The organism is Cognatishimia sp. WU-CL00825 (genome assembly GCF_040364665.1).
GTDB lineage: Bacteria > Pseudomonadota > Alphaproteobacteria > Rhodobacterales > Rhodobacteraceae > Cognatishimia.
The window spans coordinates 871,901-895,975 of the sequence record NZ_BAABWX010000001.1; the positions used below are offsets into that span (position 1 = coordinate 871,901).

23 protein-coding genes and 1 tRNA gene are annotated in these 24,075 nt (G+C 52.8%); 6 read left to right on the forward strand and 18 right to left on the reverse strand.

The window, feature by feature from the left end; translation table 11 throughout:
- Positions 1 to 200: 200 nt before the first annotated feature.
- Positions 201 to 2,564, reverse strand: coding sequence for a Tex family protein (locus ABXG94_RS04255; RefSeq protein WP_353532514.1), 2,364 nt, complete (start codon positions 2,562 to 2,564; stop codon positions 201 to 203).
- Positions 2,565 to 2,640: 76 nt separating this feature from the next.
- Entirely contained in the window at positions 2,641 to 4,188 is a 1,548-nt protein-coding gene (locus ABXG94_RS04260; protein ID WP_353532515.1) for a helicase HerA-like domain-containing protein, read from the reverse strand.
- 453 nt (positions 4,189 to 4,641) lie between these two features.
- Here ABXG94_RS04260 and ABXG94_RS04265 point away from each other — a divergent pair, with 453 nt between their 5' ends.
- Entirely contained in the window at positions 4,642 to 5,211 is a 570-nt protein-coding gene (locus ABXG94_RS04265; RefSeq protein WP_353532517.1) for an invasion associated locus B family protein, read from the forward strand.
- Between the two features lie 47 nt (positions 5,212 to 5,258).
- Here the strand turns inward: ABXG94_RS04265 and ABXG94_RS04270 are convergent, their stop codons facing one another.
- From ABXG94_RS04270 to ABXG94_RS04285, 4 genes are read right to left on the reverse strand one after another with little or no spacing between them, the layout of a single operon-like run.
- Positions 5,259 to 6,467 (reverse strand): beta-ketoacyl-[acyl-carrier-protein] synthase family protein, encoded by a 1,209-nt coding sequence (locus ABXG94_RS04270; RefSeq protein ID WP_353532519.1) that lies wholly within the window; start codon positions 6,465 to 6,467, stop codon positions 5,259 to 5,261.
- Positions 6,468 to 6,502: 35 nt separating this feature from the next.
- Positions 6,503 to 6,760 carry an acyl carrier protein gene (locus tag ABXG94_RS04275; RefSeq protein WP_353532520.1) on the reverse strand — a complete coding sequence of 86 codons (258 nt, stop codon included), beginning with the start codon at positions 6,758 to 6,760 and terminating at the stop codon, positions 6,503 to 6,505.
- Between the two features lie 33 nt (positions 6,761 to 6,793).
- The gene (gene lpxD, locus ABXG94_RS04280; protein ID WP_353532521.1) at positions 6,794 to 7,885 is read right to left on the reverse strand and encodes a UDP-3-O-(3-hydroxymyristoyl)glucosamine N-acyltransferase; all 1,092 of its coding nucleotides are present in this window, start codon (positions 7,883 to 7,885) and stop codon (positions 6,794 to 6,796) included.
- A 26-nt stretch (positions 7,886 to 7,911) separates the two neighbouring features.
- Positions 7,912 to 9,519 (reverse strand): L,D-transpeptidase family protein, encoded by a 1,608-nt coding sequence (locus tag ABXG94_RS04285; RefSeq protein WP_353534002.1) that lies wholly within the window; start codon positions 9,517 to 9,519, stop codon positions 7,912 to 7,914.
- A gap of 318 nt (positions 9,520 to 9,837) precedes the next feature.
- Between ABXG94_RS04285 and mepK the strand changes: the two genes are divergently transcribed.
- Positions 9,838 to 10,407 (forward strand): peptidoglycan L,D-endopeptidase MepK, encoded by a 570-nt coding sequence (gene mepK, locus ABXG94_RS04290; RefSeq protein WP_353532522.1) that lies wholly within the window; start codon positions 9,838 to 9,840, stop codon positions 10,405 to 10,407.
- Positions 10,408 to 10,656: 249 nt separating this feature from the next.
- Here the strand turns inward: mepK and ABXG94_RS04295 are convergent.
- From ABXG94_RS04295 to iscR, 11 genes are all read right to left on the reverse strand, one after another.
- Positions 10,657 to 10,733, reverse strand: a tRNA-Arg gene (locus ABXG94_RS04295).
- 69 nt (positions 10,734 to 10,802) lie between these two features.
- On the reverse strand, positions 10,803 to 12,023 hold the full coding sequence (locus ABXG94_RS04300; RefSeq protein ID WP_353532523.1) for a cysteine desulfurase: 1,221 nt from the start codon (positions 12,021 to 12,023) through the stop codon (positions 10,803 to 10,805).
- 4 nt (positions 12,024 to 12,027) lie between these two features.
- The gene (locus ABXG94_RS04305; protein ID WP_353532525.1) at positions 12,028 to 12,603 is read right to left on the reverse strand and encodes a YIP1 family protein; all 576 of its coding nucleotides are present in this window, start codon (positions 12,601 to 12,603) and stop codon (positions 12,028 to 12,030) included.
- On the reverse strand, positions 12,600 to 13,085 hold the full coding sequence (locus ABXG94_RS04310; RefSeq protein ID WP_353532526.1) for a YIP1 family protein: 486 nt from the start codon (positions 13,083 to 13,085) through the stop codon (positions 12,600 to 12,602). Before ABXG94_RS04310 ends, ABXG94_RS04305 begins: the two co-directional genes overlap by 4 nt.
- Complete coding sequence (locus tag ABXG94_RS04315) at positions 13,085 to 14,371, reverse strand: SufB/SufD family protein (RefSeq protein ID WP_353532527.1); 1,287 nt, start codon at positions 14,369 to 14,371, stop codon at positions 13,085 to 13,087. The genes ABXG94_RS04310 and ABXG94_RS04315 overlap by 1 nt, the downstream gene beginning before the upstream one ends.
- Complete coding sequence (sufC, locus tag ABXG94_RS04320) at positions 14,371 to 15,126, reverse strand: Fe-S cluster assembly ATPase SufC (RefSeq protein ID WP_353532529.1); 756 nt, start codon at positions 15,124 to 15,126, stop codon at positions 14,371 to 14,373. The genes ABXG94_RS04315 and sufC overlap by 1 nt, the downstream gene beginning before the upstream one ends.
- A 202-nt stretch (positions 15,127 to 15,328) precedes the next feature.
- Positions 15,329 to 15,643, reverse strand: a complete 315-nt coding sequence (locus tag ABXG94_RS04325; protein ID WP_353532530.1) for a heavy metal-binding domain-containing protein — start codon at positions 15,641 to 15,643, stop codon at positions 15,329 to 15,331.
- A 4-nt stretch (positions 15,644 to 15,647) separates the two neighbouring features.
- Positions 15,648 to 15,848 (reverse strand): hypothetical protein, encoded by a 201-nt coding sequence (locus ABXG94_RS04330; protein ID WP_353532531.1) that lies wholly within the window; start codon positions 15,846 to 15,848, stop codon positions 15,648 to 15,650.
- Positions 15,848 to 17,371 (reverse strand): Fe-S cluster assembly protein SufB, encoded by a 1,524-nt coding sequence (gene sufB / locus ABXG94_RS04335; protein ID WP_353532532.1) that lies wholly within the window; start codon positions 17,369 to 17,371, stop codon positions 15,848 to 15,850. Before sufB ends, ABXG94_RS04330 begins: the two co-directional genes overlap by 1 nt.
- 15 nt (positions 17,372 to 17,386) lie before the next feature.
- Complete coding sequence (locus tag ABXG94_RS04340) at positions 17,387 to 18,427, reverse strand: cysteine desulfurase family protein (protein ID WP_353532533.1); 1,041 nt, start codon at positions 18,425 to 18,427, stop codon at positions 17,387 to 17,389.
- Complete coding sequence (gene iscR / locus ABXG94_RS04345; RefSeq protein ID WP_353532534.1) at positions 18,424 to 18,888, reverse strand: Fe-S cluster assembly transcriptional regulator IscR; 465 nt, start codon at positions 18,886 to 18,888, stop codon at positions 18,424 to 18,426. Before iscR ends, ABXG94_RS04340 begins: the two co-directional genes overlap by 4 nt.
- A 168-nt stretch (positions 18,889 to 19,056) precedes the next feature.
- On the opposite strand from iscR, the gene ABXG94_RS04350 reads away from it, so the two are divergent.
- From ABXG94_RS04350 to ABXG94_RS04360, 3 genes are read left to right on the forward strand one after another with little or no spacing between them, the layout of a single operon-like run.
- Positions 19,057 to 19,710, forward strand: a complete 654-nt coding sequence (locus ABXG94_RS04350; RefSeq protein WP_353532535.1) for an alpha/beta hydrolase — start codon at positions 19,057 to 19,059, stop codon at positions 19,708 to 19,710.
- 17 nt (positions 19,711 to 19,727) lie between these two features.
- A complete protein-coding gene (locus tag ABXG94_RS04355) occupies positions 19,728 to 19,961 on the forward strand; it encodes a hypothetical protein (protein WP_353532536.1) in 234 nt (77 codons plus the stop codon).
- Positions 19,958 to 21,115, forward strand: coding sequence for an HD domain-containing protein (locus ABXG94_RS04360; RefSeq protein WP_353532537.1), 1,158 nt, complete (start codon positions 19,958 to 19,960; stop codon positions 21,113 to 21,115). The genes ABXG94_RS04355 and ABXG94_RS04360 overlap by 4 nt, the downstream gene beginning before the upstream one ends.
- A gap of 123 nt (positions 21,116 to 21,238) precedes the next feature.
- Here the strand turns inward: ABXG94_RS04360 and ABXG94_RS04365 are convergent, their stop codons facing one another.
- Positions 21,239 to 22,021: a class II glutamine amidotransferase gene (locus ABXG94_RS04365; protein WP_353532539.1), complete on the reverse strand. Its 783-nt coding sequence runs from the start codon at positions 22,019 to 22,021 to the stop codon at positions 21,239 to 21,241.
- A 185-nt stretch (positions 22,022 to 22,206) separates the two neighbouring features.
- On the opposite strand from ABXG94_RS04365, the gene typA reads away from it, so the two are divergent.
- Positions 22,207 to 24,027, forward strand: coding sequence for a translational GTPase TypA (gene typA / locus ABXG94_RS04370; RefSeq protein WP_353532540.1), 1,821 nt, complete (start codon positions 22,207 to 22,209; stop codon positions 24,025 to 24,027).
- Positions 24,028 to 24,075: the final 48 nt, after the last annotated feature.

The following is a 24,075-nucleotide window of genomic DNA, read 5'->3' on the forward strand; positions in this document are numbered from 1 at the left end:
GTATTTAATACCGCGTGCACAAGTTAGAAACGTTTGAAAAAACTTGAGATCTAGGTAAATCGATCCCGAACACAACATTCGAGAATCCAAATAACTGTGCAATTTCAGCTGATTAAATACTGTTCTTGATTTCTATTTTCCGATGTCGAAAATACAAAGGGCGCGCATTTGCACGCCCTTGCCCGTCAAATTCTGCCAGGTTACTTCTTTTTCATCGCATTCAGCAAAGCGTCACCCAATGCGCCTGTACTCGATTGCGTGCTTGGTTTTGCGCCGGGTTTGGCTGCTGGTTTAGCGCTGTGGCGTTGCCCTTGGAGACGACCGCCGCCGGTGTTGCCTGACCTGCGCGCCGCGGGGTTCTGCCCGCCAGAGTTGTCCTTACGTTCTACCGGCGCGACGCCTGCGTCCTTGCGCATGCTTAGCGCAATGCGTTTGCGCGGCACATCCACTTCGGTCACCCGCACCTTTACGATGTCGCCCGCCTTTACGACCTCATGCGGGTCTTTGACAAAGCGATCGGCCAATTGCGAAATATGCACCAAGCCATCTTGATGCACGCCCACATCAACAAATGCCCCAAAGGCCGCAACGTTGGTTACTGTGCCCTCTAGCTGCATACCAGGGCGCAAATCGCCGATCTTTTCGATGCCATCAGCAAAACTCGCGGTTTTGAATTCAGGCCGCGGATCACGGCCGGGTTTTTCAAGTTCTGCGAAAATATCGCGAATTGTCAAAGCCCCGACCTTTTCAGTGGCAAATTGATCCGCATCCAGCTGTTTGATTGGGGTTGGGTCCTGCATCAGACTGCGAATATCACGCCCACAGGCGGCCACAATTTTGCGCGCAACATCATAAGATTCTGGATGCACCGCAGAGCCGTCCAGCGGCTCTTTGCCATCGCGAATACGCAGAAAACCCGCGCATTGTTCAAAGGTTTTTTGCCCCATGCGCGCAACTTTCATCAGGTCTTTGCGGGTTGCAAAAGCCCCGTTGCTATCACGGTGCGATACAATCAGTTCCGCCAAAGTTGGGCCCAACCCTGACACGCGTGCCAGCAAGGGGGCTGAGGCCACGTTGAGATCGACACCCACAGCATTCACCGCGTCTTCGACAACGGCTTCCAGCGATTTGGCCAATCGCGACTGGTCCACATCGTGCTGATATTGCCCCACGCCAATCGACTTAGGTTCGATCTTTACCAATTCCGCCAATGGGTCCTGCAAACGCCGCGCAATCGACACCGCCCCGCGCAGCGACACATCCAGATCTGGGAATTCGCGTGCCGCCAATTCTGACGCCGAATAGACCGAGGCCCCGGCCTCTGACACCACAACCTTGGTGGGTTTTGCACCTTTGACGCCCGCGATCACATCCGCTACCAAACGCTCGGATTCGCGGCTCGCGGTGCCATTGCCCACCGCCACCAAAGCCACATTATGCTTGGTTATCAAATGACTAAGGCTCGCCATAGACCCCTGAATATCACGACGCGGCTCAAAGAGGTAAATCGTATCGGTGTCCAGCACCTTGCCGGTGGCATCCACAACCGCAATCTTGCACCCCGTCCGTATCCCCGGATCCAGCCCTAAAACCGCCTTTGGTCCCGCCGGAGCGGCAAGCAGCAAGTCTTTGAGGTTGCGGGCAAAAACACGAATGGCCTCGTCTTGGGCAGTTGTCCGCAATTCGCCCATCAGGTCCAACATCATGGTCAGGCTCAGCTTGACGCGCCAGGTCCATTTTGCCACTTTACGCAGCCACAGATCACCTGCACCGCCGCCACGGATGTCAAACACCGATGCAACCATAGCCTCGATCCGGTCAACCGCGTCCTCATCAGCTGGGCCAATATCCAGACTAACGATTTTTTCGTTGCTGGCCCGCATCATGGCCAAGGCGCGGTGGCTGGGTACTTTGGCCCATTGCTCTGTGTGATCAAAATAATCTGAATACTTCGCGCCGTTGTTTTCCTCGCCTGCGATCACCCGAGACCGCAGCACCCCGTTGGATTTCATAAAGGTCCGCAACTTGCCCAACAGAACCGCATTTTCTGTCAGCCCCTCGGCCACAATATCGCGCGCGCCGTTCAAAACGGTTTTGGCATCGGGAAACTTTTCCGAGAAATACCCGACCGCCAGAGTTTCCGGGTCCGCATTGCGATCTGCAAAAATCTGCTCGACCAGCGGCTGCAACCCATGTTCGCGCGCGATTTCGGCCCGCGTGCGGCGCTTGGGCTTATAAGGCAGGTACAAATCCTCAAGCGAGGATTTGGTGCTTGCGGCCAGAATGTTTTTTCTCAACCCATCGCTCAGCTTGCCCTGTTCGTCGATGCTTTTCAAAATGGTGCTGCGCCTGTCCTCGAGTTCGCGCAGATAGCCCAACCGATCTGACAGGGTCCGCAATTGCGTATCATCCAAGCCGCCCGTCGCCTCTTTGCGATACCGCGCCACAAAGGGCACCGTCGCCCCTTCGTCCAATAAGGCGACAGCAGACATGACTTGCTTTTGTTGCGCATTGATTTCACCGGCAATCGTCTGGGCGATTGCGACGGAAAGGGTCTTGGTCATAATGCTTGTGCTCTTTGATCCGGCAGTTAGTCTGCCAAGGTTTGGTTTGGAATTTGGTCTTTTGGTATAGCCCCAATCAACGCCCTTTGAACAGACCCCCAAGCAAGCCGCGCACAAGCCGTCGCCCGGTTGTGCCGGTCAATTCCTTGACCACCATCTTGCGCATTTGGGTGCCAAAACTTTGTGATGAACCCCGCCTGACCCGTTTGCTGGTCGATCTCCCAACCCGTGCGCCACTGTAACGCCGCGCCGAGGCATATTCCCGCTCTGCCATCGCCATCTCTTCTTCACGTTCTTCCAGCGCCTCAGCTTCGGCTGCGGCCTGTGCGGCCCGGTTTTGCAGAATTTCATAGGCGGATTTACGATCCAGCGTGGTTTCGTATTTTGACCGTAAATCCGACGCTTCCACAATGGCTTGACGATCCGCCTTTGTAATCGGCCCCAGCTTGGACGATGGCGGCCTGATCAAAGTCCGTTCGACCACGCTGGGAATGCCTTTTTTCAACAAGGTAGAGGTCACGGCCTCCCCCACACCAACCTCGCGAATGGCATCTTCGGTCGAAAACCGTGGATTGTCGCGATAGGTCTCGGCGGCCAGTTTCAGGTTCTTGCGATCCCGCGCAGTAAACGCCCGCAAGGCATGTTGCACCCGATTGCCAAGCTGCCCCAAAATATCTTCGGGCACATCTGCTGGATTCTGGGTGATGAAATACACACCTACCCCTTTGGAGCGGATCAATCGCGCCACCTGTTCAACCTTATCAACCAAAGCCTTTGGCGCATCTTCAAACAGCAAATGCGCTTCGTCAAAAAAGAACACCAGCTTGGGTTTGTCCGGATCCCCCACCTCTGGCAGTTCTTCAAACAGTTCAGACAACAACCACAACAGAAAAGTCGCATAAAGACGTGGTGAAGACATCAGCTTATCTGCGGCCAATATGTTCACCATGCCCCTGCCCGACCCATCCAACCGCATCAGGTCGCCAAGCTCCAGCGCTGGCTCGCCAAAGAAATCGCTGGCCCCTTGGTTTTCCAATACCATCAAACGGCGTTGGATGGCCCCAACCGATTGCACAGAAATATTGCCGTAACGCAGCGACAGGTCTTTGCGATTTTCGCCCAACCAAACCAGCAGCGCCTGCAGGTCTTTCAGATCCAGCAAGGGCAACGCTTCTTCGTCAGCGAGGCGAAAGGCGATGTTCAAAATGCCTTCTTGGGCTTCGCTGAGCTCCAGCAAACGGCTGATCAACAACGGCCCCATTTCCGAAACCGTCGCCCGCACGGGATGGCCCTGTTCACCAAACAGATCCCAGAATGTAACGGGGAAAGAGTCATAAGAATAATCGCCAAAGCCGATTTTTTCAGCGCGGCTTGTGAACGCATCATGCAGTTTGAAAGCAGTGCTACCGGGCATTGCCAAGCCGGACAGATCGCCTTTCACATCCGCCATGAACACCGGCACGCCTGCCTTGGAAAACCCCTCGGCCAAAATCTGTAATGTGACGGTTTTACCGGTGCCCGTGGCCCCTGCTATCAATCCGTGACGGTTGGCGTATTTCAGATTTAGGAATTGCTGGGTGGCATAGTTTTCACCACCCCCACCCAGGAAAATGGAATTTTCCAAAGATCACCTCATTTCTTGGTCCACGCCTGACGTCATGCGCCGATGGCAGTTTGTCATTCAGGTTAAATGCTTCGCGCAAGCATGCCAATGCCCCGCGAAAAAAAGCACGGTATCCGTCATTTTTTCCCGCCTTTTCTTAGTGTTAATAGGGTGTCGTTCACTTTCTTAGTCTTTTTATGACATTTTCGTTGACGCACATTGCTTTTCTTATTAGCGTCCTCGGCAATGAATAAGTCGGCCAGTCCGACGGGGAGTAAGATTAAAAGGGGCCGTCGGCCCCTTTTTTTATTCATAAAACCGTTTTCAGGTCTCTAAAATTATAAACCAATCGCGTTAACCCGTCATTGCTTTGGGCGAATTCTTGCATATCGATTACTGCCCACAGTTTTGCGACCTGACAGCACCTCTGCGGCATGCTAAGCCAAATCAAACAACTTAAAAGCCGAGGGCAACATGCTCAAAATCAACACATTAATCGCCAGCTGCCTATTGGTGGGCCTTGCTGGGGTCACCAGCGCGCAAGAGGCACAACCCACTGTGCCGGGCCTTTCGACAGGCGAGACAGTGCCGCCAGAAGCGCCAGCACCACAGGTTGAAACCGAAGTGATTGGTGACTGGAAAGTCAGCTGTGTTGTGCAAGACACCGCAAAAAGCTGCCGCATGAATCAGGTATTGAATGACAACACCGGGCAACCGGTTGTGGATGTGACGTTGTTTCCAATCACCAACGCTGGGGATATCACCTTTGGCGGTTCGATTATGGCACCGCTTGAAACCTTGCTGACGCAGCAAATGACAATTTCTGTCGATGGTGGACCCGCGCGCCGCTATCCCTTTGCCTTCTGCACAACATCAGGCTGCATTTCACGCATTGGTCTGGCCGAAGCTGACATCAATAGCTTTCGCAACGGCGCAAACGCAGTTGTCACAATTATCCCAGCCTTGGCACCGGATCAGAAAGTGGAATTGACGATGTCATTGGCTGGTTTCACCAAGTCACACGAGACCGTCACAGCCCAGTGACCCAGCACTGACCCAAAAAAAAGACGGGTCTCTAAGGTCAATTGGCCTTAGACCGCCCTTAATGCCAAAACGGCGTTCAGCCCACCAAAGGCAAAGGCATTTGACAAAGCCACGCTGACCTTGGCCTCGCGTGCTTCGTTTGGCACAACATCCAAAGCACACTCAGGGTCAGGCTCTTCGTAATTGATGGTAGGGGCAATCACCCCGTCCTTTAGGGCCATAATACAGGCCAACAGCTCGACAGCGCCGGTGCCACCGATCAAATGCCCGTGCATGGATTTTGTAGAGCTGATCATCAACTTATCCGCATGCGGACCAAACACATCAGCAACCGCGGCACATTCGGTTTTGTCATTCGCGGTTGTTCCGGTGCCATGCGCGTTGATATAGCCCACGTCTTGCGGCGCAATCTTGGCATCCTGCAAGGCTCCTGCAATGGCACGCGCCGCCCCCTGTTTCGAAGGCATCACAATGTCACTGGCATCAGAGCTCATGGCAAAACCAGCAACCTCGGCCAGAATTTCCGCGCCACGCGTTTTGGCATGTTCGTATTCCTCGAAAACAAAAACGCCAGAGCCTTCGCCCTGCACCATGCCATTGCGATTGGCTGAAAACGGTCGACAGCCGTCTTTGGACATCACGCGCAGACCTTCCCAGGCCTTTACGCCGCCAAAGCACAGCATGGATTCTGACCCGCCAGTGACCATCACCGGTGACATGCCGCTGCGCACCATTTGAAAAGCTTGGCTCATCGCGTGGTTGGAACTGGCGCAGGCCGTCGCCACCGTAAAGCTCGGGCCTTTTAGGTTGAATTCCATCGACACATGGCTGGCCGCCGCATTGTTCATCAGCTTAGGCACCACAAACGGGTGCACCCGGTTTTTGCCATCTTCATAGACCGTGCGGTAATTTTCATCCAAGGTCTGCATGCCGCCACCAGAGGTGCCAAGCACAACGCCGGATTTCGCGGCCAATTCACCCGAAAACGTCAAGCCTGATTGCGCAACAGCTTCGCGTGCGGCCACCAATGTGAACTGCGTGAACCGGTCATACAGCGCCATTTGCTGACGATTGAACAGACCTTCGGTTTCAAACCCATGCACCTGTCCACCGATCTTGATCGCCAGACGATCAACGTCGCGCATCTGCAATTCGGTAATGCCGCTTTTGCCCTCGCGCATCGCAGCCAGGGTGTCGTTAACGTTTTGGCCCAATGCATTGATGGTGCCTGCGCCAGTAATTACCACACGTTTCATAGAGGTCTTCTTTCCGGCGAGTTTAAGATCAAAGCCTAGGCCTGATCTGCCACCAATTTCTCGATGCCTGCAATGATTGTCGCGACGCTTGAGATATCAAAGTCGCTTTCGGTTGGTTCATTGGCATTAAACGGCACAGTGATGTCAAATGCTTCTTCAATTGCGAAAATGCTCTCCACCAATCCAAGGCTGTCGATGCCCAGATCTTCCAACGTGCTTTCCAACGTTACATCCGACGTTTCCAGAACCGCCTGCTCAGCGATAATCGCAATGACTTGGTCTTTGACGCTCATGCTGTATTCCTTTCAACAGAATTTGCCTGTGATTTAGTCATTTGGAGTGAGTTTTGAAACAGCTTTCTTCAAAGCCGCCATATCCTTCATGAATTTGGGCAATCGTCTTAGGCTCTTATAGGATTCAACCTGATTTTCCATCTTCGTGGCCGGGTTGCCCAGCATCATCCGACCAGCCGGCACATTGGACAACAACTTGGTGCCACCGCCAGTGATCACGTTGTCGCCAATCTTCAGATTGTCTCCAACGCCTGTCTGGCCCGCCAGCACAACATTGCTGCCAATTTCTGACGACCCAGCTATACCGGTCAATCCACAAAGCAACGTGTTGTCGCCAACGGTGACGTTGTGGGCCACCATCACCAAGTTGTCGATCTTAACGCCATTGCCAATACGTGTGTCGCGAATAGTGCCCCGGTCAATGGTGGCATTAGCGCCCACTTCGACGTTGTCGCCGATGGTCACCGCACCCAAACTGTGAATGCGTTCCCAGCTTTGTTCACGCGTACCAACAGATTTGCCCAATGACTTGCGGGCTTCTTCTGCGTTGCTTTTTTCTACGGTGGCATAAGAAAAGCCATCTCCGCCGATGCGGGCACCTGGTTGACACCAAAAGTTTTCCCCAATGGTCACACGGGCGGCAATGGTCACATTGTCACGCAAAAACGCGTTTTGACCTATTGTTGCATCGGTCCCAACATAACACTGAGGGCCGATCACCGAATGATCACCAATTTTGACTCCACTTTCGACAATCGCCAAAGGCCCCACACTGACGTTTTCCCCCAATTGGGCGTCCGGGTGAATGATCGCACTTGGGTGAATGCCTTCGCAATAGCCCTGCCCCAGATCAAACTTTGCCGTCAGCCCCGCCATTGCAAAACGCGCTCCGGGCACGATGATCGCAGCCTCCAGCCCCATGGCCTGCCAGTCGGCCCCATCCCAAAGCATCGCCACACGTGCATCGCTGCCGATAACGTCATCTGCGTATTTAGGACTAAGTGCCAACGCCAAATCATTTGGCCCAGCATCGATTGGCTCTGCGACACGATCTAGCAAAAGATCATCGGCTCCAAAGGCATTCGCCCCCAGAGCCAAAGCGATTTCACGAACGGTATAGGTCATGTGGCCCCCTGAATTGCAGGGAGTATTTAGCCCCGAATAGCCCGTAAAGCCACCCCTTCATTCGCAAGAGCTTTCCAGATCTTTGCGTCACGCCCATAGATGTCGCGGCGGTACTGCATCGGACCTTTGGCATTGGTGAAAGCGGTGCGGTAAATAATATGAACCGGCACGTCTTTTTCCAGATCAACCTGTTTTTCACGCCCGCCCTTCAGGGTGTTATGAAAGAACGCTTTTGGCTGGCTTTCTTGTTTTGCAAGCAAGGCATAGGCAAATTCAAAAGGTTGGTGCAGACGAATGCAGCCGTGGCTATAGGCGCGCACTTCACGCGAGAACAGGTTTTTGGCCGGCGTGTCGTGCAAATAAATATTGTGACGGTTGGGGAACATGAATTTCACTAGGCCCAATGCATTGCGTTTGCTTGGCGGCTGTTTGATATCAAAGGGAAAATTCGCTTTGGTATATTGCGTAAAGTCCGCGTTTTCTCGCGATACAGTGCGGCCCGAACGATCAATCAAACGAAGGTGGCTGACAGCATTCGGATTTTTCTGCAACATCGGCAGGTATTCTTTGGTGGCGATAGAACGCGGCACATTCCAGGTCGGGTTAATGACCATGTGTTCCATCACATCCGAGAATTCCGGGCTTTTGCGGTCAGATTTTGCTGCCCCGACAACCGTGCGTGTTTTGAAAGTCACTTTGCCATTGTCGATGATTTTGGCGGTAAAGTCTGTCAGATTCACCAAAACATGGCGTTTGCCGCGGGCATTGTTTGTCCAGCGCTCGCGCTCCATGGCAACCAAAACTGACTGTAACCGATGTTCAACCGATTGGTTCAGTTCTTTGATGGTGCCTTTGCCGGCCACGCCATCAGCGCTTAGGCCATGGGCGAGCTGAAATTGCTGAACGGCTTTCTGAATATTTGAATCAAATGTACTGGATGAGCTGCGGCGCAGAAAACCCATTTTGATAAGCCGATTGCGCAATTGGGCAACAGAGGCCCCGCTGTCACCGGGTTTCAACGATTTCGCAGCGACCTTCTCGCCAAAGCCGCCTTTGCCCAGCAATTTTTCCAGACGCAGCTTCTCTTTCATCAACCGGGCATATTCCGGCGTGTTCGGTGCCAGACTTTTCAAATAGCGCGACGGTGAACTTTTGGAAAAATTCGCTAAATATTGCTGCCGATCACGATAGGGAATCTTACGAACGATTCCACTGTCGATGCGACTTGGCACCAGCATTCCGGTCTGAATATCGCGGGCATATTTCAAAAATGCCTTCGAAAGCGTCACCTCAGCGACGCCCAAAGCACGACTGGTTTTTGCACCCGCAAGCTCTGCTTTAAGCGCTTCAGAACGGTAACGACCTGCTGACAAACCATGTTCTGAAGCCGAGTTCAAAGCCTTGAAAAGCGCCTTGCGCCGCTCTCTATATTTGTTGCCTTTGCCGGTCCAAATAGGCTCGTATCCCGCTTGGCGATAAAAGGCTGAAATGTCGGCATCACGCGACGCAGATTCAGCAACAGCCTGCTTGAACGCTGTCACTTGTGCATTGGCAAGTGTCGCTCCACAACATATTGCAGCCACCGAAAGCCACTTTAGGGCAACTTGTTTGGACCGTATGCGGAAAAACGCCATCATTCATAACCTCGATCAGACATAACTATAGTGCTTCATTCTCTCATTGAGACAACCAGGAATGTCCATTCACTTTTTCTCGACTTGTCTACTCTTTTGCCAAGTGGTGCGGCACAGTCGCGATTTGCTGCGGGAAAGATACACCATTTCGACTTTAAGCAAAAATCTGCTCAAAACCCTTGAAGGCTGAAAACAAACGAAATCTCTCCTTGGTGTACGAATCGACTTGTGCCATAACGTCTCCATATCTGGGGATAACTTTTGTAACCGCGTGGCAGCGTGGGGCAAGAAAAAGGCGGCGGGACAGGCGCAATTAACATGACGATTGAGGGCTCTCTGAGCATCACGCGACGCAGCGTGTTGGGCGCATTCGCGGCCACCACCCTGGTAGCAGCACCGACATTTTCTAAAGCAGCTGGTTTCCTTAGGGGCGGCGGCGATATTCGCAGACTGCGGATGTTCTCTGGTCGCACCGGTGAAAGCATTGACACGATTTATTGGATCGAAGGCGACTACATCAAAGACGCCATGAAGGAAATCAATCAGTTCATGCGGGACTGGCGCACCAGTGGCGTCAAACAAATCGATTTCCGCACCATTGACATCATGGCCGCGTCACACCGTCTGTTGGATGTAAACGAACCCTTTATGTTGCTATCCGGTTACCGCAGCCCGCAGACCAACAATATGCTGCGCAGCCGGTCACGCGCTGTTGCGAAAAATTCGCTGCACATGAAAGGCCAAGCCGCAGACCTTCGTCTGGCCTCTCGGTCAGTTGGGCAGATGGCCAAAGCCGCAACCGCCTGCCGGGCTGGCGGTGTTGGACGATACTCTCGGTCCAATTTTGTGCATGTAGATTGCGGCCCGGTGCGCGTCTGGGGCCGCTAAGGCACCCTCCTAAGTTTGTACTTTCTGAATGGCACCTTTGGGGTGCCATTTTTGTTTTCTCATGACTTTTGTTCCGGTGGTCTTACCGGTTTTACTTGGCCAAGAACTTCCCATTTGCACGGGGCATCCAGGCCATTGTGTCGTGGCGAATCGTACGTTTCGACGCTTGAAACGTACAATTTGTACAATTAACAGAACGTTAGCATCGCAGGCGCAGCAAGCGCTTCTTACAGTTAAATCTATGAAAAATGGTGCACCCGATAGGATTCGAACCTATGGCCTCTGCCTTCGGAGGGCAGCGCTCTATCCAGCTGAGCTACGGGTGCCTGCTGCCCGTTATACCTACCGCTTGCGTGGCCGCAAGACAGAAAACAACGGGCAGCGATCTTTGCGTGTTACGCCAGTAATTCATGCGCCAATTCAAGCGCATCCACCAATATGTCAATTTCTTCGGTGGTGTTATACATCGCAAACGAGGCGCGACATGTGGCGCTTAGCCCAAGGTGATCCATCAATGGCCCCGCGCAATGATGCCCCGCGCGCACGGCAACGCCGCGCTTGTCCAAAATGGTTGAAATGTCATGCGCATGGGCAGCGCCCTGCAATGTCATGCTGAAAATTGCTGCTTTTCCAGGGGCTTGCCCCTGTATGTTCAACCAGTTCAAACCTTGAAATTTTGCGATGGCATAATCGCGCAGCTGGGCCTCGTGGGCAGCGACATTTTCCATGCCGATCTCCATCAGGTATTCTAATGCGGTGCCAAATCCTATGGTCTGTACAATGCCGGGCGTTCCGGCCTCAAACATCATCGGCGGATCGTTATAGACCACGCTGTCCTTGGACACTTCCTTGATCATATCGCCGCCGCCCATAAAGGGGCGCATTTCGGCCATACGTTCTTTTTTGATATAGATCGCGCCTGATCCCGACGGCCCGTAAAGCTTGTGGCCGGTGATCGCGTAAAAATCACAGCCGATATCCTGCACATCCACAGGCGCATGTACGGCACCTTGCGAGCCATCCACAAGCACTGCCACACCACGTTCATGGGCCTCTTGTGTGATGGTTTTCACATCCACCATGGTGCCTAACACATTGGAACATTGGGTAATTGCGATCAATTTCGTTTTTGGTCCAATGGCATCGATCACCGCTTGCGGGTCTAGATTCCCCTGCCCGTCGACGTCCACCCATTTCAATACAATGCCTTGGCGTTCGCGCAGGAAATGCCAAGGGACAATATTGGCGTGATGTTCCATCACGGACAGGATGATTTCGTCGCCGGCTTTGAGCTGTTGCATCGCCCATCCATAGGCGACCGTATTGATGCCTTCGGTGGTGCCTGAATTCAAAATAATTTCGTTTTCGTCTGATGCACCCAGAAATTTGGCGATGGTGCCGCGCACAGCTTCGTAGCGATCGGTTGCGAGATTTGACAGAAAATGCAGACCACGGTGAACATTGGCATATTCCTGGGAATAGGCGCGTGTGATGGCGTCAATCACAACTTTAGGTTTTTGCGCAGAAGCACCATTATCAAGGTAAACCAGGGGCTTACCATTCACTTCCCTAGAAAGAATTGGAAAATCGCTGCGGATTTTGTGAACATCGTACATGCGGTTATCCTGTTGTCGGCACGCCGATCAGCGTGAGAAGAAAGAAAAACGAGACCATTAAGCCAAGCACAGAAAGCCCCATGATGGCCAAGGCTTTGCCAGCGGTGTCAAAATTATTGGCGACTTTGATGAATTGCACCAAAATCCAAAGGCCATATAGGCCAGCCAAAAACGTCATTAGAGCTGCCAAGCCAGAGGATAGAAGCGAAGCGACTATTCCGAATATTTGCAGGGCAACCCGCAAAAATTGCAGCCATGCCAATAGGCTCAGCAGAGATTGAAACTCTGCCTGGCCGCCAACCGCTTTGCTTGCAAAGGTCAGAAAGCCCGCTGAAAGCCCAATCACAAGGAAAAATAAGGCAGACAGCACAACTGGTGAAACACCTGCCAGCAACATAAGATTTGCTGCTTCGGGATCTAGTGCCGTTGCCACATATAAGGTGATGCCATTTAAGATCGACGCCAAAGCAAGGGCCATGGCCCCCTGCCCGGCCGTCAAATTCAACGACAATACCCGACGTGCCGCAGCGTCGGGTTCAAAAACCGTCTGCACGGCAAGGTGTCGCAAAAACATCATCATGCCGCAAACTTTCGCGCTTGGGCCAGGCCAGAATACCAAAACCAGAAAAAGCAAGTAAAGCTGATCAATCCAATCGCGTCATAGACCGGTCCAGCCCCGATAAACCCACCGATCAGGCCACGAAACAAGGCGATTGGCGTGATCGACAGCAAAGCCCAGAACAACGCCCCACGACTGGCATAGCCAGAAATACCGATGGACATAAATCGCATCACAATTTGCACCAAGATACTGATAACATAGAAAAAAAGCGGCATGATAAAAACCCAGAGCAAAAGCTGCCCACCCATCAGTGGGTTCAACTCTTGTCCAGTAAAATGCGCTTCGCGGGCCACTTTGGGCCATTGGGCCACAAAGATCACCCCACAGGCGGCCATGATCAAGGCAAGTGCCCGGTCTTCGCGCGGCGCGGTGTTAAAGCGGCGCGCAAAGACCGATCTGGGACCACGATAAGTGGCCAGAATGTCGCGTACGATAGACATCAGTCGCGGCGCCGTTCCAACCAGCCTTCAAGCCGTGCCAGGATTTCTGCGGCCAGATCTTCTGCTTCGATTTCTTCAACCGCTTCGGCCAAAAACGCCAGGGTCAAAAGATCGGTCGCAATCGATTTGGGAACACCACGTGCGCGCAGATAAAACAGGCCTTCTTCGTCAATCGCGCCAGAGGTCGACCCATGTGAACAGGCAACGTCATCGGCATAGATTTCAAGTTCCGGTTTGGCTAGAAACTGGCTGTCACCATCCAACAACAATGACTGACTGATTTGATAGCCATCCGTATTCTGAGCATCAGGTTTGACCAAGATTTTGCCCTGAAAGACACCGGTCGCACCATTGCGCAGCACCTTTTTAAACACCTGGCGGCTTTCACAACGCTGCGCATCATGTGTCACAAAAACCGTGTCATCATGATGAAAATCACCATCGCCAACACAGGCCCCGGCCACATGCGCAATTGCGTCGTCTCCGGTCAATTCCAAAACGCATTCGTTGCGTGTCAAAACACCATTCACGGTGACCGTGAAAGACTTGAAAACGCTTTTCGTTGCAAGCTGCCCAAAAATATGGGTCGCCGCCCGACGTTGGTGGTCGCGTCCCTGGGCTCGAACGTGGTGAAATTCAGCATCGTCAGCAACATCGACTTCAAGCACCTTATTCAAACGCGCCGCAGCTGGGCCGTTTTCCAACAAAGTGAATTTGGCACCTTCTTCGACTTTTACGACATGGTGCAGCATTGCGTCCGAAAATTCGTTTTCGTGTCTGTAAATAAGGTTAACCGGCCGCGATACAACGCCGGTTGCGCGGATCACAACACCATCGGTGGCCATAGCGGTATTAAAAGCCGCCAAGGGGCGCTGAACAGGGGTTTGGCCCTTGGCTTCTAGCACACCATAGAGATCTTTGGCCCAGTGGATGTCGGCCGTAGCCACATCTGCCAGACGTTCAATAGTCAGCCCCTCGCCCTCTAGAGCGTCTGAGGCATCGGCGTCAAACACACCGTCAACAAAGACAACTTTCAGCCGATCAACACTGTCAAAAACCGGTGCTTCGTCGTGGTCAAACGGCTCGGCAGGTAAGGCGTCTTTGGCCGTCAGGCTTTCAGGACGGGTGTATTTCCAATATTCATCGCGGCGCGAGGGCAATCCATCTTGCAAAACCCGGGCCAGCGCAGCGCGTCGCACTTGTTCCATCCAGCCAGCTCCCGATGGCGGAGTTACACCATCCAAAATGGCCGCTGTTGCGCTTTGTTTTGCTTGCAACGCGCTCATTATGCGATCTCCGCCAGAATGTCGGCATATCCGTTCTTTTCAACTTCCAAGGCCAGTTCCGGACCGCCGGTTTTCACAATGCGGCCAGCTGCCATGATGTGCACAACGTCGGGTTTGATGTGATCAAGCAGGCGTTGATAGTGTGTGATCACCAAAAAGCCACGTCCCTCATCGCGCAGCGCGTTCACGCCTTCGGACACCAGTTTCATGGCATCAACATCCAAACCTGAATCGGTTTCGTCCAGAATGCACATCTTGGGTTCCAGCATTGCCATTTGCAGGATTTCGTTGCGCTTTTTCTCGCCTCCAGAGAACCCAACGTTGACCGGGCGTTTCAGCATGTCTGCGTCAATTTTAAGCGACTTGGCTTTGGCTCGAATTTCTTTGAGGAACTCGGTTGCGCTCATTTCGTCTTCGCCGCGCGCCTTACGTTGGGCGTTTACTGCGGTGCGCAGGAAGGTCATGTTGCCAACACCGGGGATTTCGACCGGGTATTGGAACGCCAGGAAAAGCCCTAGTGCAGCGCGTTCTTCGGCCTCTAGGACCAGCAGATCCTCTCCGTTCAGGCTGGCTTCGCCTTCGGTGACTTCATATCCGTCACGGCCAGACAGAACGTAAGACAATGTGGATTTTCCAGAGCCATTTGGCCCCATGATGGCATGCACTTTGCCCGCTTCGACCTTGAGATCGACGCCTTTTAGGATTTGCTTGTCTTCGTCTTCAAGTTTGACCTTCAGGCCTTTGATTTCCAACATTATATATTCCTCATCCGCCTCGCGCTGGCGGTTCATTTTCTAATCAGAACCTGGGCAACCAGTGACCCAAGAAACCCGCTGACGAAGCTGGTCGCCAGAATTTGTGAATTTGACAACATCGGAGCGATGTTGCTGATAACCAAGGCAAATGCCGCGCAAAAACCACCCGTCGTACCGGCAGCCATAAGAGCAGCACGCCACATCATTTTAGGACCACGGCAGTGCCAGAGGCCGAAACCATCAACATCGAATTGCCGACAACCTCATAATCCAAATCAACCCCAACAACGGCATCCGCCCCTTTGGATTGTGCCCGCTCTTCCAATTCGCGCAAGGCCGTGTCCCGCGCATCTTGTAGCTTGCTTTCATACGCACCAGAGCGCCCGCCTACGATATCGGTGATGGATGCAAATACATCGCGCACCACATTGGCACCCATGATGGCTTCACCCACAACAATACCGCGATAGTCAGCGATTGGACGGCCTTCGACCGAATTGGTGGTTGTGATAATCATCTGTTTAGCTCCCAATCCATTTGAACAACATCATCGCGCCCATGGCCAAGGCACCACAGGCGGCAGCGGTTACAAAAACCGATCCGCCAATCAAGCCTTCGGTCTTGCCACTGCGTTTGCGAAATCCAAGACCAATGGCTGTGCCGACCGTAATGCCAACACCAACTCCTAAAGAGGCCTGCATAAGCTGTTGTAATTCACCCATTAGCCAACCGAGCCTTCTAGGCTGATCGCAACCAATTGCTGCGCTTCCATGGCAAATTCCATTGGCAAGGCCTGCAACACTTCTTTGGCAAACCCGTTCACAATCAATGCGACTGCCTCTTCCTCTCCCATGCCACGCTGGCGGCAATAGAACATTTGCTCGTCATCCACTTTCGATGTCGTTGCTTCGTGTTCGACGCGTGAAGAGTTATTTTTGACCTCGATATAAGGCACGGTGTGCGCCCCGCATTTATCGCCGATCAGCAAACTGTCACATTGGGTGTAGTTGCGAGAGTTCTTGGCTTTCGGGTGCATCGACACCAACCCACGATAGGTATTTTGGGCCACGCCTGCAGAAATGCCCTTGGACACGATGCGCGATTTGGTGTTTTTGCCGAGGTGGATCATCTTTGTGCCGGTGTCGGCCTGCTGATGATTGTTAGCAATTGCGATCGAGTAAAACTCGCCTTGGCTGTCATCCCCGCGCAAAATGCAGGATGGGTATTTCCAAGTCACAGCGGACCCGGTTTCAACCTGTGTCCACATTACCTTGGCACGGTCGCCACGGCAGTCTGCTCGTTTGGTCACAAAGTTATAGATGCCGCCTTTGCCGTTTTCATCCCCGGGATACCAGTTCTGAACCGTCGAATATTTCACTTCGGCGTCTTCTTCGATGATGATCTCAACCACAGCCGCATGCAGCTGTGCAATGTCACGAGCCGGTGCAGTGCAACCTTCTAAATAGCTGACATAACTGCCTTTATCGGCGATGATCAATGTGCGCTCAAACTGACCAGTGTTTTCTGCGTTGATGCGGAAATAGGTCGACAGTTCCATCGGGCAACGCACGCCCGGCGGGATGTACACAAAGGACCCATCGGAAAATACAGCAGAGTTTAGCGTGGCATAATAGTTGTCAGAAACAGGAACCACAGTGCCAAGGTATTTTTTGACCAGCTCTGGATGATCTTTGATCGCCTCTGAGATAGAGCAGAAAATCACGCCGGCTTTTTTCAATTCAGCCTGAAAAGTTGTTCCGACGGACACCGAGTCAAACACCGCATCAACCGCAACTTTGCGGCCTTCGGCGGGCATGTTTTCCGCGCCTTCAACGCCGGCCAAAATCATCTGTTCTTTCAGTGGAATTCCAAGTTTTTTGTATGTTTCCAAAAGCTTAGGGTCAACTTCATCCAGGGACTTGGGTTTGACTTCCATCGATTTTGGACGCGCATAGTAATACTGGTCCTGGAAATCGATTTCGGGATAATCCACCATGGCCCAATCAGGTTCGACTTTGGTCAGCCAGCGCTTATAGGCTTCCAGGCGCCATTCGGTCATCCATTCGGGTTCGTCGTTTTTGTCCGAAATCAAACGCACGATATCTTCGTTCAGCCCTTTTGGGGCATATTCCATCTCGATATCGGTTTCCCAACCGTATTTATACTTGCCACCGACTTCGCGAACGGCGTCGACAGTTTCCTGATCAACGCCTTCTTTGACGTCTGCATGTTCCAAAGTGGCCATCTGCGTCTCCTTTAGTCACGCCGCTCGGGCGCGGAATTTTTCTTTTTGAGACAGCCATTTAGCGGCAAATCCCAAAACGTCCTGTTCTGTTGTTTCAGGGCCAAGACTGACCCTTATCGCGCTTGACGCTGTGATGGCGTCGTAACCCATAGCAGCAAGGACCTTGCTGCTTTTCACTTTGCCTGACGAACAGGCAGACCCAGCCGAAATTGCATATCCCGCCAAGTCCATTTGCATCACTTGCGTTTCGCCTTTCCAGCCCGGAGTTGCAATGCAAGAAGTGTTTGGCAGCCGCTTTGCATCCTTGCCAACAAAGATTGTCTCTGAATCAGCATTTGCAAGGGTGGTTTCCAGCAGATCACGCAGTTTTTCAACACGTTTCCAAACACCGGTTTCTAAATCTTGTACTGCAGCTTTGGCCGCGGCGGCAAACCCGGCCGCGCCAATGATGTTCTCAGTCCCGGCACGCCGCCCCATTTCTTGACCACCACCGCGCATTTGCGCCGTCAAATCAATACCGCGTCGCATCACCAATGCGCCGATCCCTTTGGGGCCGCCCAGTTTGTGCGCCGAGATCAAAGCGATGTCTGCCCCAAGCCAGTTAAAGGCCACAGGCAGCTTTCCAAAGGCCTGGGTCATATCAGATACCGCCAGACCGTTAGGTAGGCTCTGTAGAATACCGGTTTCGGAATTGGCAAGCTGAAGACAGGATTTGGCGGGATCCTTAACAGACACTTCCCCATCGCGCGAAGTAGAAATATCACTTTTAATCCAAGAGCTTACCGCATCATGTTCAATGTTCGACCCATGCAGGTCACGACCTTGTAAGGCCAAAGCCGCGGCTTCGGTGGCGCTTGATGTAAAGACAACTTCTGCACCATCAGCCCCAAAGGATGTGGCAATATCTTGACGCGCCTTTTCTAGCAAGGATTTGGCGGCGCGGCCTTCGGCATGCACAGACGACGGATTGCCCGAAACTTCAAAAGCTTCAACCATCGCACGCTTGGCCTCAGGGCGCAGCGGTGTTGTGGCGTTATGGTCCAAATAGACCCTCATGCGCAGTCATCCACCACTGAAAACAGCGAAGGCACTGCCGGGCATGGCGCGAGTCCGTTTTCAATCACATCAGACAAACGGGTCTGATGCAGAAACACATAAACATGGGCAGACAGCCCTTCCCACAACCTGTTGGTGACCGATTGTGCGCGCGACCCACTTTGCGCCCCAGAAGCACCGGCCCCGGTGTGCAGCGCGGAAACGGTTTCATCCACAGCCGTCAAAATATTAAGCACTCGAATCTCTGCCATTGGGCGCGACAGCTTGTATCCACCGCCGGGCCCCCGCACAGAGTCAACTAATCCGGCACGACGAAGTTTTACAAACAACTGTTCCAGATAGGCCAAAGATATATCTTGACGTTGGGACACTTCGGACAAAGTAACAAGCTTATCAGTATCTTGCAGGGCAATGTCAGCCAGAGCGACCACCGCGTAGCGGCCTTTTGTAGATAGTTTCATCAGAGACGCTCCTTACGCGAATTGATTGACCTGAGGCCTGACAATGCTTAGATCGCTAACAGCGTAGCCGGAACACTATCCGGATATAACAATTAGAACCGTTCTAAGGTAGCCAAGCAAATTCGTCAAGAATTCTTCGCGCCTAAGATGAAGGAGACAGGGACGCATATGCCCGAGGTCATTTTTCCAGGACCCGAAGGCCGTTTGGAAGGCCGTTATCACCCACAAAAAGACCGGGATGCACCGATTGCAATTGTTTTGCATCCGCATCCGCAATTTGGCGGGACGATGAACAATAAGGTTGTCTATAATCTGCACTATGCCTTTTACAACATGGGCTTCACCGTATTGCGGTTTAACTTCCGTGGCGTAGGGCGCAGTCAGGGTGAATATGACCAAGGTATTGGCGAGCTAAGTGACGCCGCCAGCGCGCTTGATTACCTGCAATCCATGAACACAAATTCAAAACATTGCTGGGTTGCCGGCTTTAGTTTTGGCGCGTGGATCGGCATGCAATTGTTGATGCGTCGCCCGGAAATCACTGGATTCATTAGTGTTTCTCCGCCGGCCAATATGTACGACTTTAGCTTTTTGGCACCTTGCCCATCCTCTGGCTTGATGATCAATGGCACCGCTGACCGGGTTGCACCTCCGTCTGATACGACAGCATTGGTGAACAAATTGCACGAGCAAAAAGGCATCACCATCACCCACAATGAAATTCAGGGTGCGGGGCATTTCTTTGAAGAGCCACATATGGACACGATGATTGATGACGTCACTGGTTATGTGAAACGCCGCCTGACCGAAAACACACGTTAATTCAGAGAGTTATCTAAATGAGTTATGTCGAGAACCTTGGCGAAAAACTGGCAAAAGACGTGTTGGCCGTCCAAAAGGAAACCAATGATCTGAATATTGTTCAGGAAATTGCCGCGGTTCTCGAAGCATCTTCGTCAACATTACACGAGGCCTTTATGACTGCCGTGCGGGTGTATGACGCCGAAGTACGCGCTAGAACACTGCTGGAAAGCAAACTGGATGCTGCCGAAAAAGCGGCGCGCGCGCGGTGAGCGCCGACCGATTAGAGCAGCAACTTGCCTTTCTAACCGAAATTGACAGATTGAAAACCGTTGAGCGATCAACGCAGATTACCGATGGATCACGCGTCGAGAATTCGGCCGAGCATTCCTGGCACCTAGCACTATATGCATTAATCTTGTCACCGTATGCTGCTGAAAATGTTGATATTTTCCTGTCTATACGCATGCTGCTGTTGCATGATTTAGTCGAGATTGATGTTGGCGATCATCCCATCGACGTACAGACTGATTGGGCCGCCGTGGCTGAAAAAGAGCTGGTGGCTGCCAAACGTATTTTTGGGCTGCTGCCTAATGATCAAGCCCATGACCTTTTAGCGATATGGACAGAATTTGAGGCTGCGGAAACACCGTCGGCCAAATTCGCCAAGTATTTAGATTGGTCACAACCGATCTTTATGACCTTGTTCAATCCAGATCGTCCTGACGCTCATATTGACGTTGTCATGAACAATTTGGAAACTGGTCGTGCCTCTGTTTTGCGTCAGGAATTTCCAGAAGTTCATTCTTATGCCACGCGACTTTTGGGCTGGTCTGATACCGCGCCCGAAAAAGATTTTCAGGCCCGAATTGATTTTCTTGCAGAGATGGACAAGCTGAAATCAGTTTTGCGCGCGACCACTTTGTGTGATGCATCGCGGCGTGAAAACTCTGGAGAGCATAGTTGGCATATTGCCATGTATGCGCTGATCCTTGGAGAACATGCTGATCGCCCAATGCGGATGGATCGTGTCCTAAAAATGATTTTAATTCATGACCTTGTCGAGATTGATGCCGGCGACAAACCAATTCACGGCGACCATGACACAGCTAAAATGGCAATGATCGAGCAGGCGGCGGCCGACCGGATATTTGGGATTTTACCAACGGATCAACGCATTGAATTGCGCGCGCTTTGGGAAGAATTTGAGGCGGCTGAAAGTGATGATGCGGTATTTGCAAAATCGATCGATCGGGTTCAACCGGTAATCGCCAACCTTGAAACAGGTGGTGGCAGTTGGATCGAATACAATGTGTCGCGCCAACAGCTCGAAGATCGCGTCGGTTGGAAAGTGGCCAAAGGCGCCCCTGCCCTTTGGTCTTATTTACAAGGCCGCCTCCGAAGCTGGTTTGCCCAAAATGCCTAAGGGCCGAACCTAGTTCGGGGTCTGGCAAGATCCGTTGCTAGCGCTGCGCACGCGGTGTTTATTTTGCGTTATTTGTACAATTTGTACGTTTCAGGCCGCGAAACGTACGATTCGCTTGGGGTTTCAGGCCGCCATCGGGGCAAACCCAGTCTCTGTTGCCCCAGATTTCGAAATCGTCAGGAAATGACCGGGTTCAAGCGCTTTCCAACCCGCTTCGTTTCGTTCCAAAGGTTCAGAAACCACAGCCCACCCCGCGCGATTTTCGCTGAAGCGATAATAGACAGATGGCGCAATATGATCGCTGGAATAGCGCACCGCATAGAGTGTTTCACCGTCGCTGAAAGCCGCGGAAAGACGCATGTGCGGCGTGACCCCGGTTTTGCGGCTTTGGGTTTCCATATGCCCGACCGCCATTTGAATGGCCTGTTTTGGATCGTCGTCCAAACCAAATCCCAAGGCCAACAAGAAAAGCACCTCAGAATCGGTACTGCCACGACGGAATTGGTAAAGCTCGTCTGTGATCGCCATGTCAGCGGCCTTGCGGAACTTTTCAAATCCACCGACCTGCCCATTGTGCATGAACGACCAATTGCGCGCCACGAAAGGATGACAGTTGGTGCGACTGATGCAGGATCCGGTAGAGGCGCGCACATGGGATAAAAACAGATGCGAGCGCACATGCCGCGCCACCGATCTGAGATTTGGATCTGACCAGGCAGGTGACACATCGCGAAACAGCCCCGGTTCAGAGCGCGCATCATACCAGGCCACGCCAAAGCCATCGCCGTTTGTTGTGGTCTTGCATTCCGAAGCCCCGACGCTTTGCGCGATCAAAGAGTGCGCCGGACGCGCGATCACATCCTCTAAGAAAATCTGTTTGCCATAATAGGCCGCCCAGCGACACATGGTGCTACTCCTGTTCGTTGGGATCAAATAACGCCAAGACAGATCCCCTGTCGAGGCCGCCAGCGCACAGGCACGATGGCCGTTTTGCACAGGTCGAGCGGGCTTTGGGCGCTGAAACCGCTTTTCCTCTGGCCTTTTTGCCCTGTCCGCGTTAGGGCGCGCTAGAACAGACATGAGGCAGGCCAATGGACCTTCGCAATATCGCGATCATCGCGCACGTTGACCACGGAAAAACTACTCTGGTGGACGAGCTTTTGAAACAATCTGGCGCATTCCGTGCGAACCAGGATGTGGCCGAGCGTGCCATGGACAGCAACGATCTGGAGCGCGAGCGTGGCATCACGATTTTCGCGAAACCAACCAGCGTTGAGTGGAAAGGCACACGTATTAACATTGTTGATACGCCGGGCCACGCTGACTTTGGTGGCGAAGTTGAACGTATTTTAAGCATGGTTGACGGGGTTGTGCTGTTGGTAGATGCGGCTGAAGGGCCGATGCCTCAGACAAAATTTGTGACCTCTAAGGCGTTAGCGTTGGGCCTGCGCCCGATTGTTGTGCTGAACAAAGTGGACAAGCCAGACGCTGAATCTGATCGTGCGCTGGATGAGTGTTTTGATCTGTTTGCGTCTTTGGACGCTTCGGAAGATCAGTTGGATTTCCCGCATATGTATGCCTCTGGCCGCAATGGCTGGGCTGATCACGAGCTGGACGGGCCGCGCAAAGACCTGGACGCCTTGTTCAATCTGATTGTGAACCACGTTCCAGAGCCACGGCAGATCAAGCAGCAAGGCGATGATTTCCGCATGCTGGCGACGACGCTGGGTTCTGACCCATTTGTCGGTCGTTTGCTGACAGGCCGCGTTGAATCCGGCACGCTAAAAGTGGGCGCAACCGTGCAGGCGTTGAGCCGTGTCGGCCAAAAGATCGAACAATTCCGCGTCACTCGTATTCAGGCTTTCCGTGGCTTGTCCGAACAGGACATCGACGAAGCGCAGGCCGGTGATATTGTGTCGTTGGCGGGCATGACAAAAGCAACGGTTGCGGATACGATTTGCGCCCTGGCCGTTGATGAAGCGCTGGATGCACAGCCGATCGATCCGCCGACCATCACCGTGACCTTTGGCATCAACGACAGTCCCTTGGCCGGTCGTGATGGTAAAAAGGTGCAGTCGCGGGTGATCCGTGACCGCCTGATGAAGGAAGCCGAATCCAACGTTGCGATCAAGATTGCCGATACGCCTGGTGGCGACGCCTTTGAAGTGTCTGGCCGTGGTGAACTTCAGATGGGTGTTCTGATCGAGAACATGCGTCGTGAGGGCTTTGAGCTGTCGATTTCACGTCCGCAGGTGATTATGCGCGAGATTGATGGTCAGCGCATGGAACCGATCGAAGAAGTCACGATTGACGTGGATGACGAGTATTCTGGTGCAGTGATCGAAAAAATCACCGGCGCGCGCAAAGGCGATCTGGTTGAGATGCGCCAAGCGGGTGCGGGCAAAACCCGAATTATCGCGCATGTTCCGGCCCGTGGCCTGATTGGGTATCACGGTGAATTCTTGACCGACACGCGCGGTACTGGTGTTTTGAACCGCGTGTTCAATTCCTGGGCCCCTTACAAGGGACCTATCGCGGGCCGCCGCGCAGGTGTTTTGATTTCTATGGAAAACGGTGTGTCTGTGGCCTATGCGCTGTGGAACTTGGAAAGCCGTGGCAAGATGATGATCGGGGCGCAGGAACAGCTGTATACTGGCATGATCATTGGTGAGCACAGTCGTGAGAACGATCTGGAAGTGAACCCGCTGAAAGGCAAGAAATTGACCAACGTGCGGGCCTCTGGAACGGACGAAGCGGTGAAGCTGACCACACCAATCACCTTGTCATTGGAAGAGGCGATTGCCTATATCAACGACGATGAATTGGTTGAGGTGACGCCAAATTCAATTCGTTTACGCAAGCGCTATCTGGACCCCCATGAACGCAAGCGCCACGCGCGCACTGCGCCTTAATCACGGGGCTCTGCCCCGAACCCCGGGGTATTTAGATCAAGAACAAGG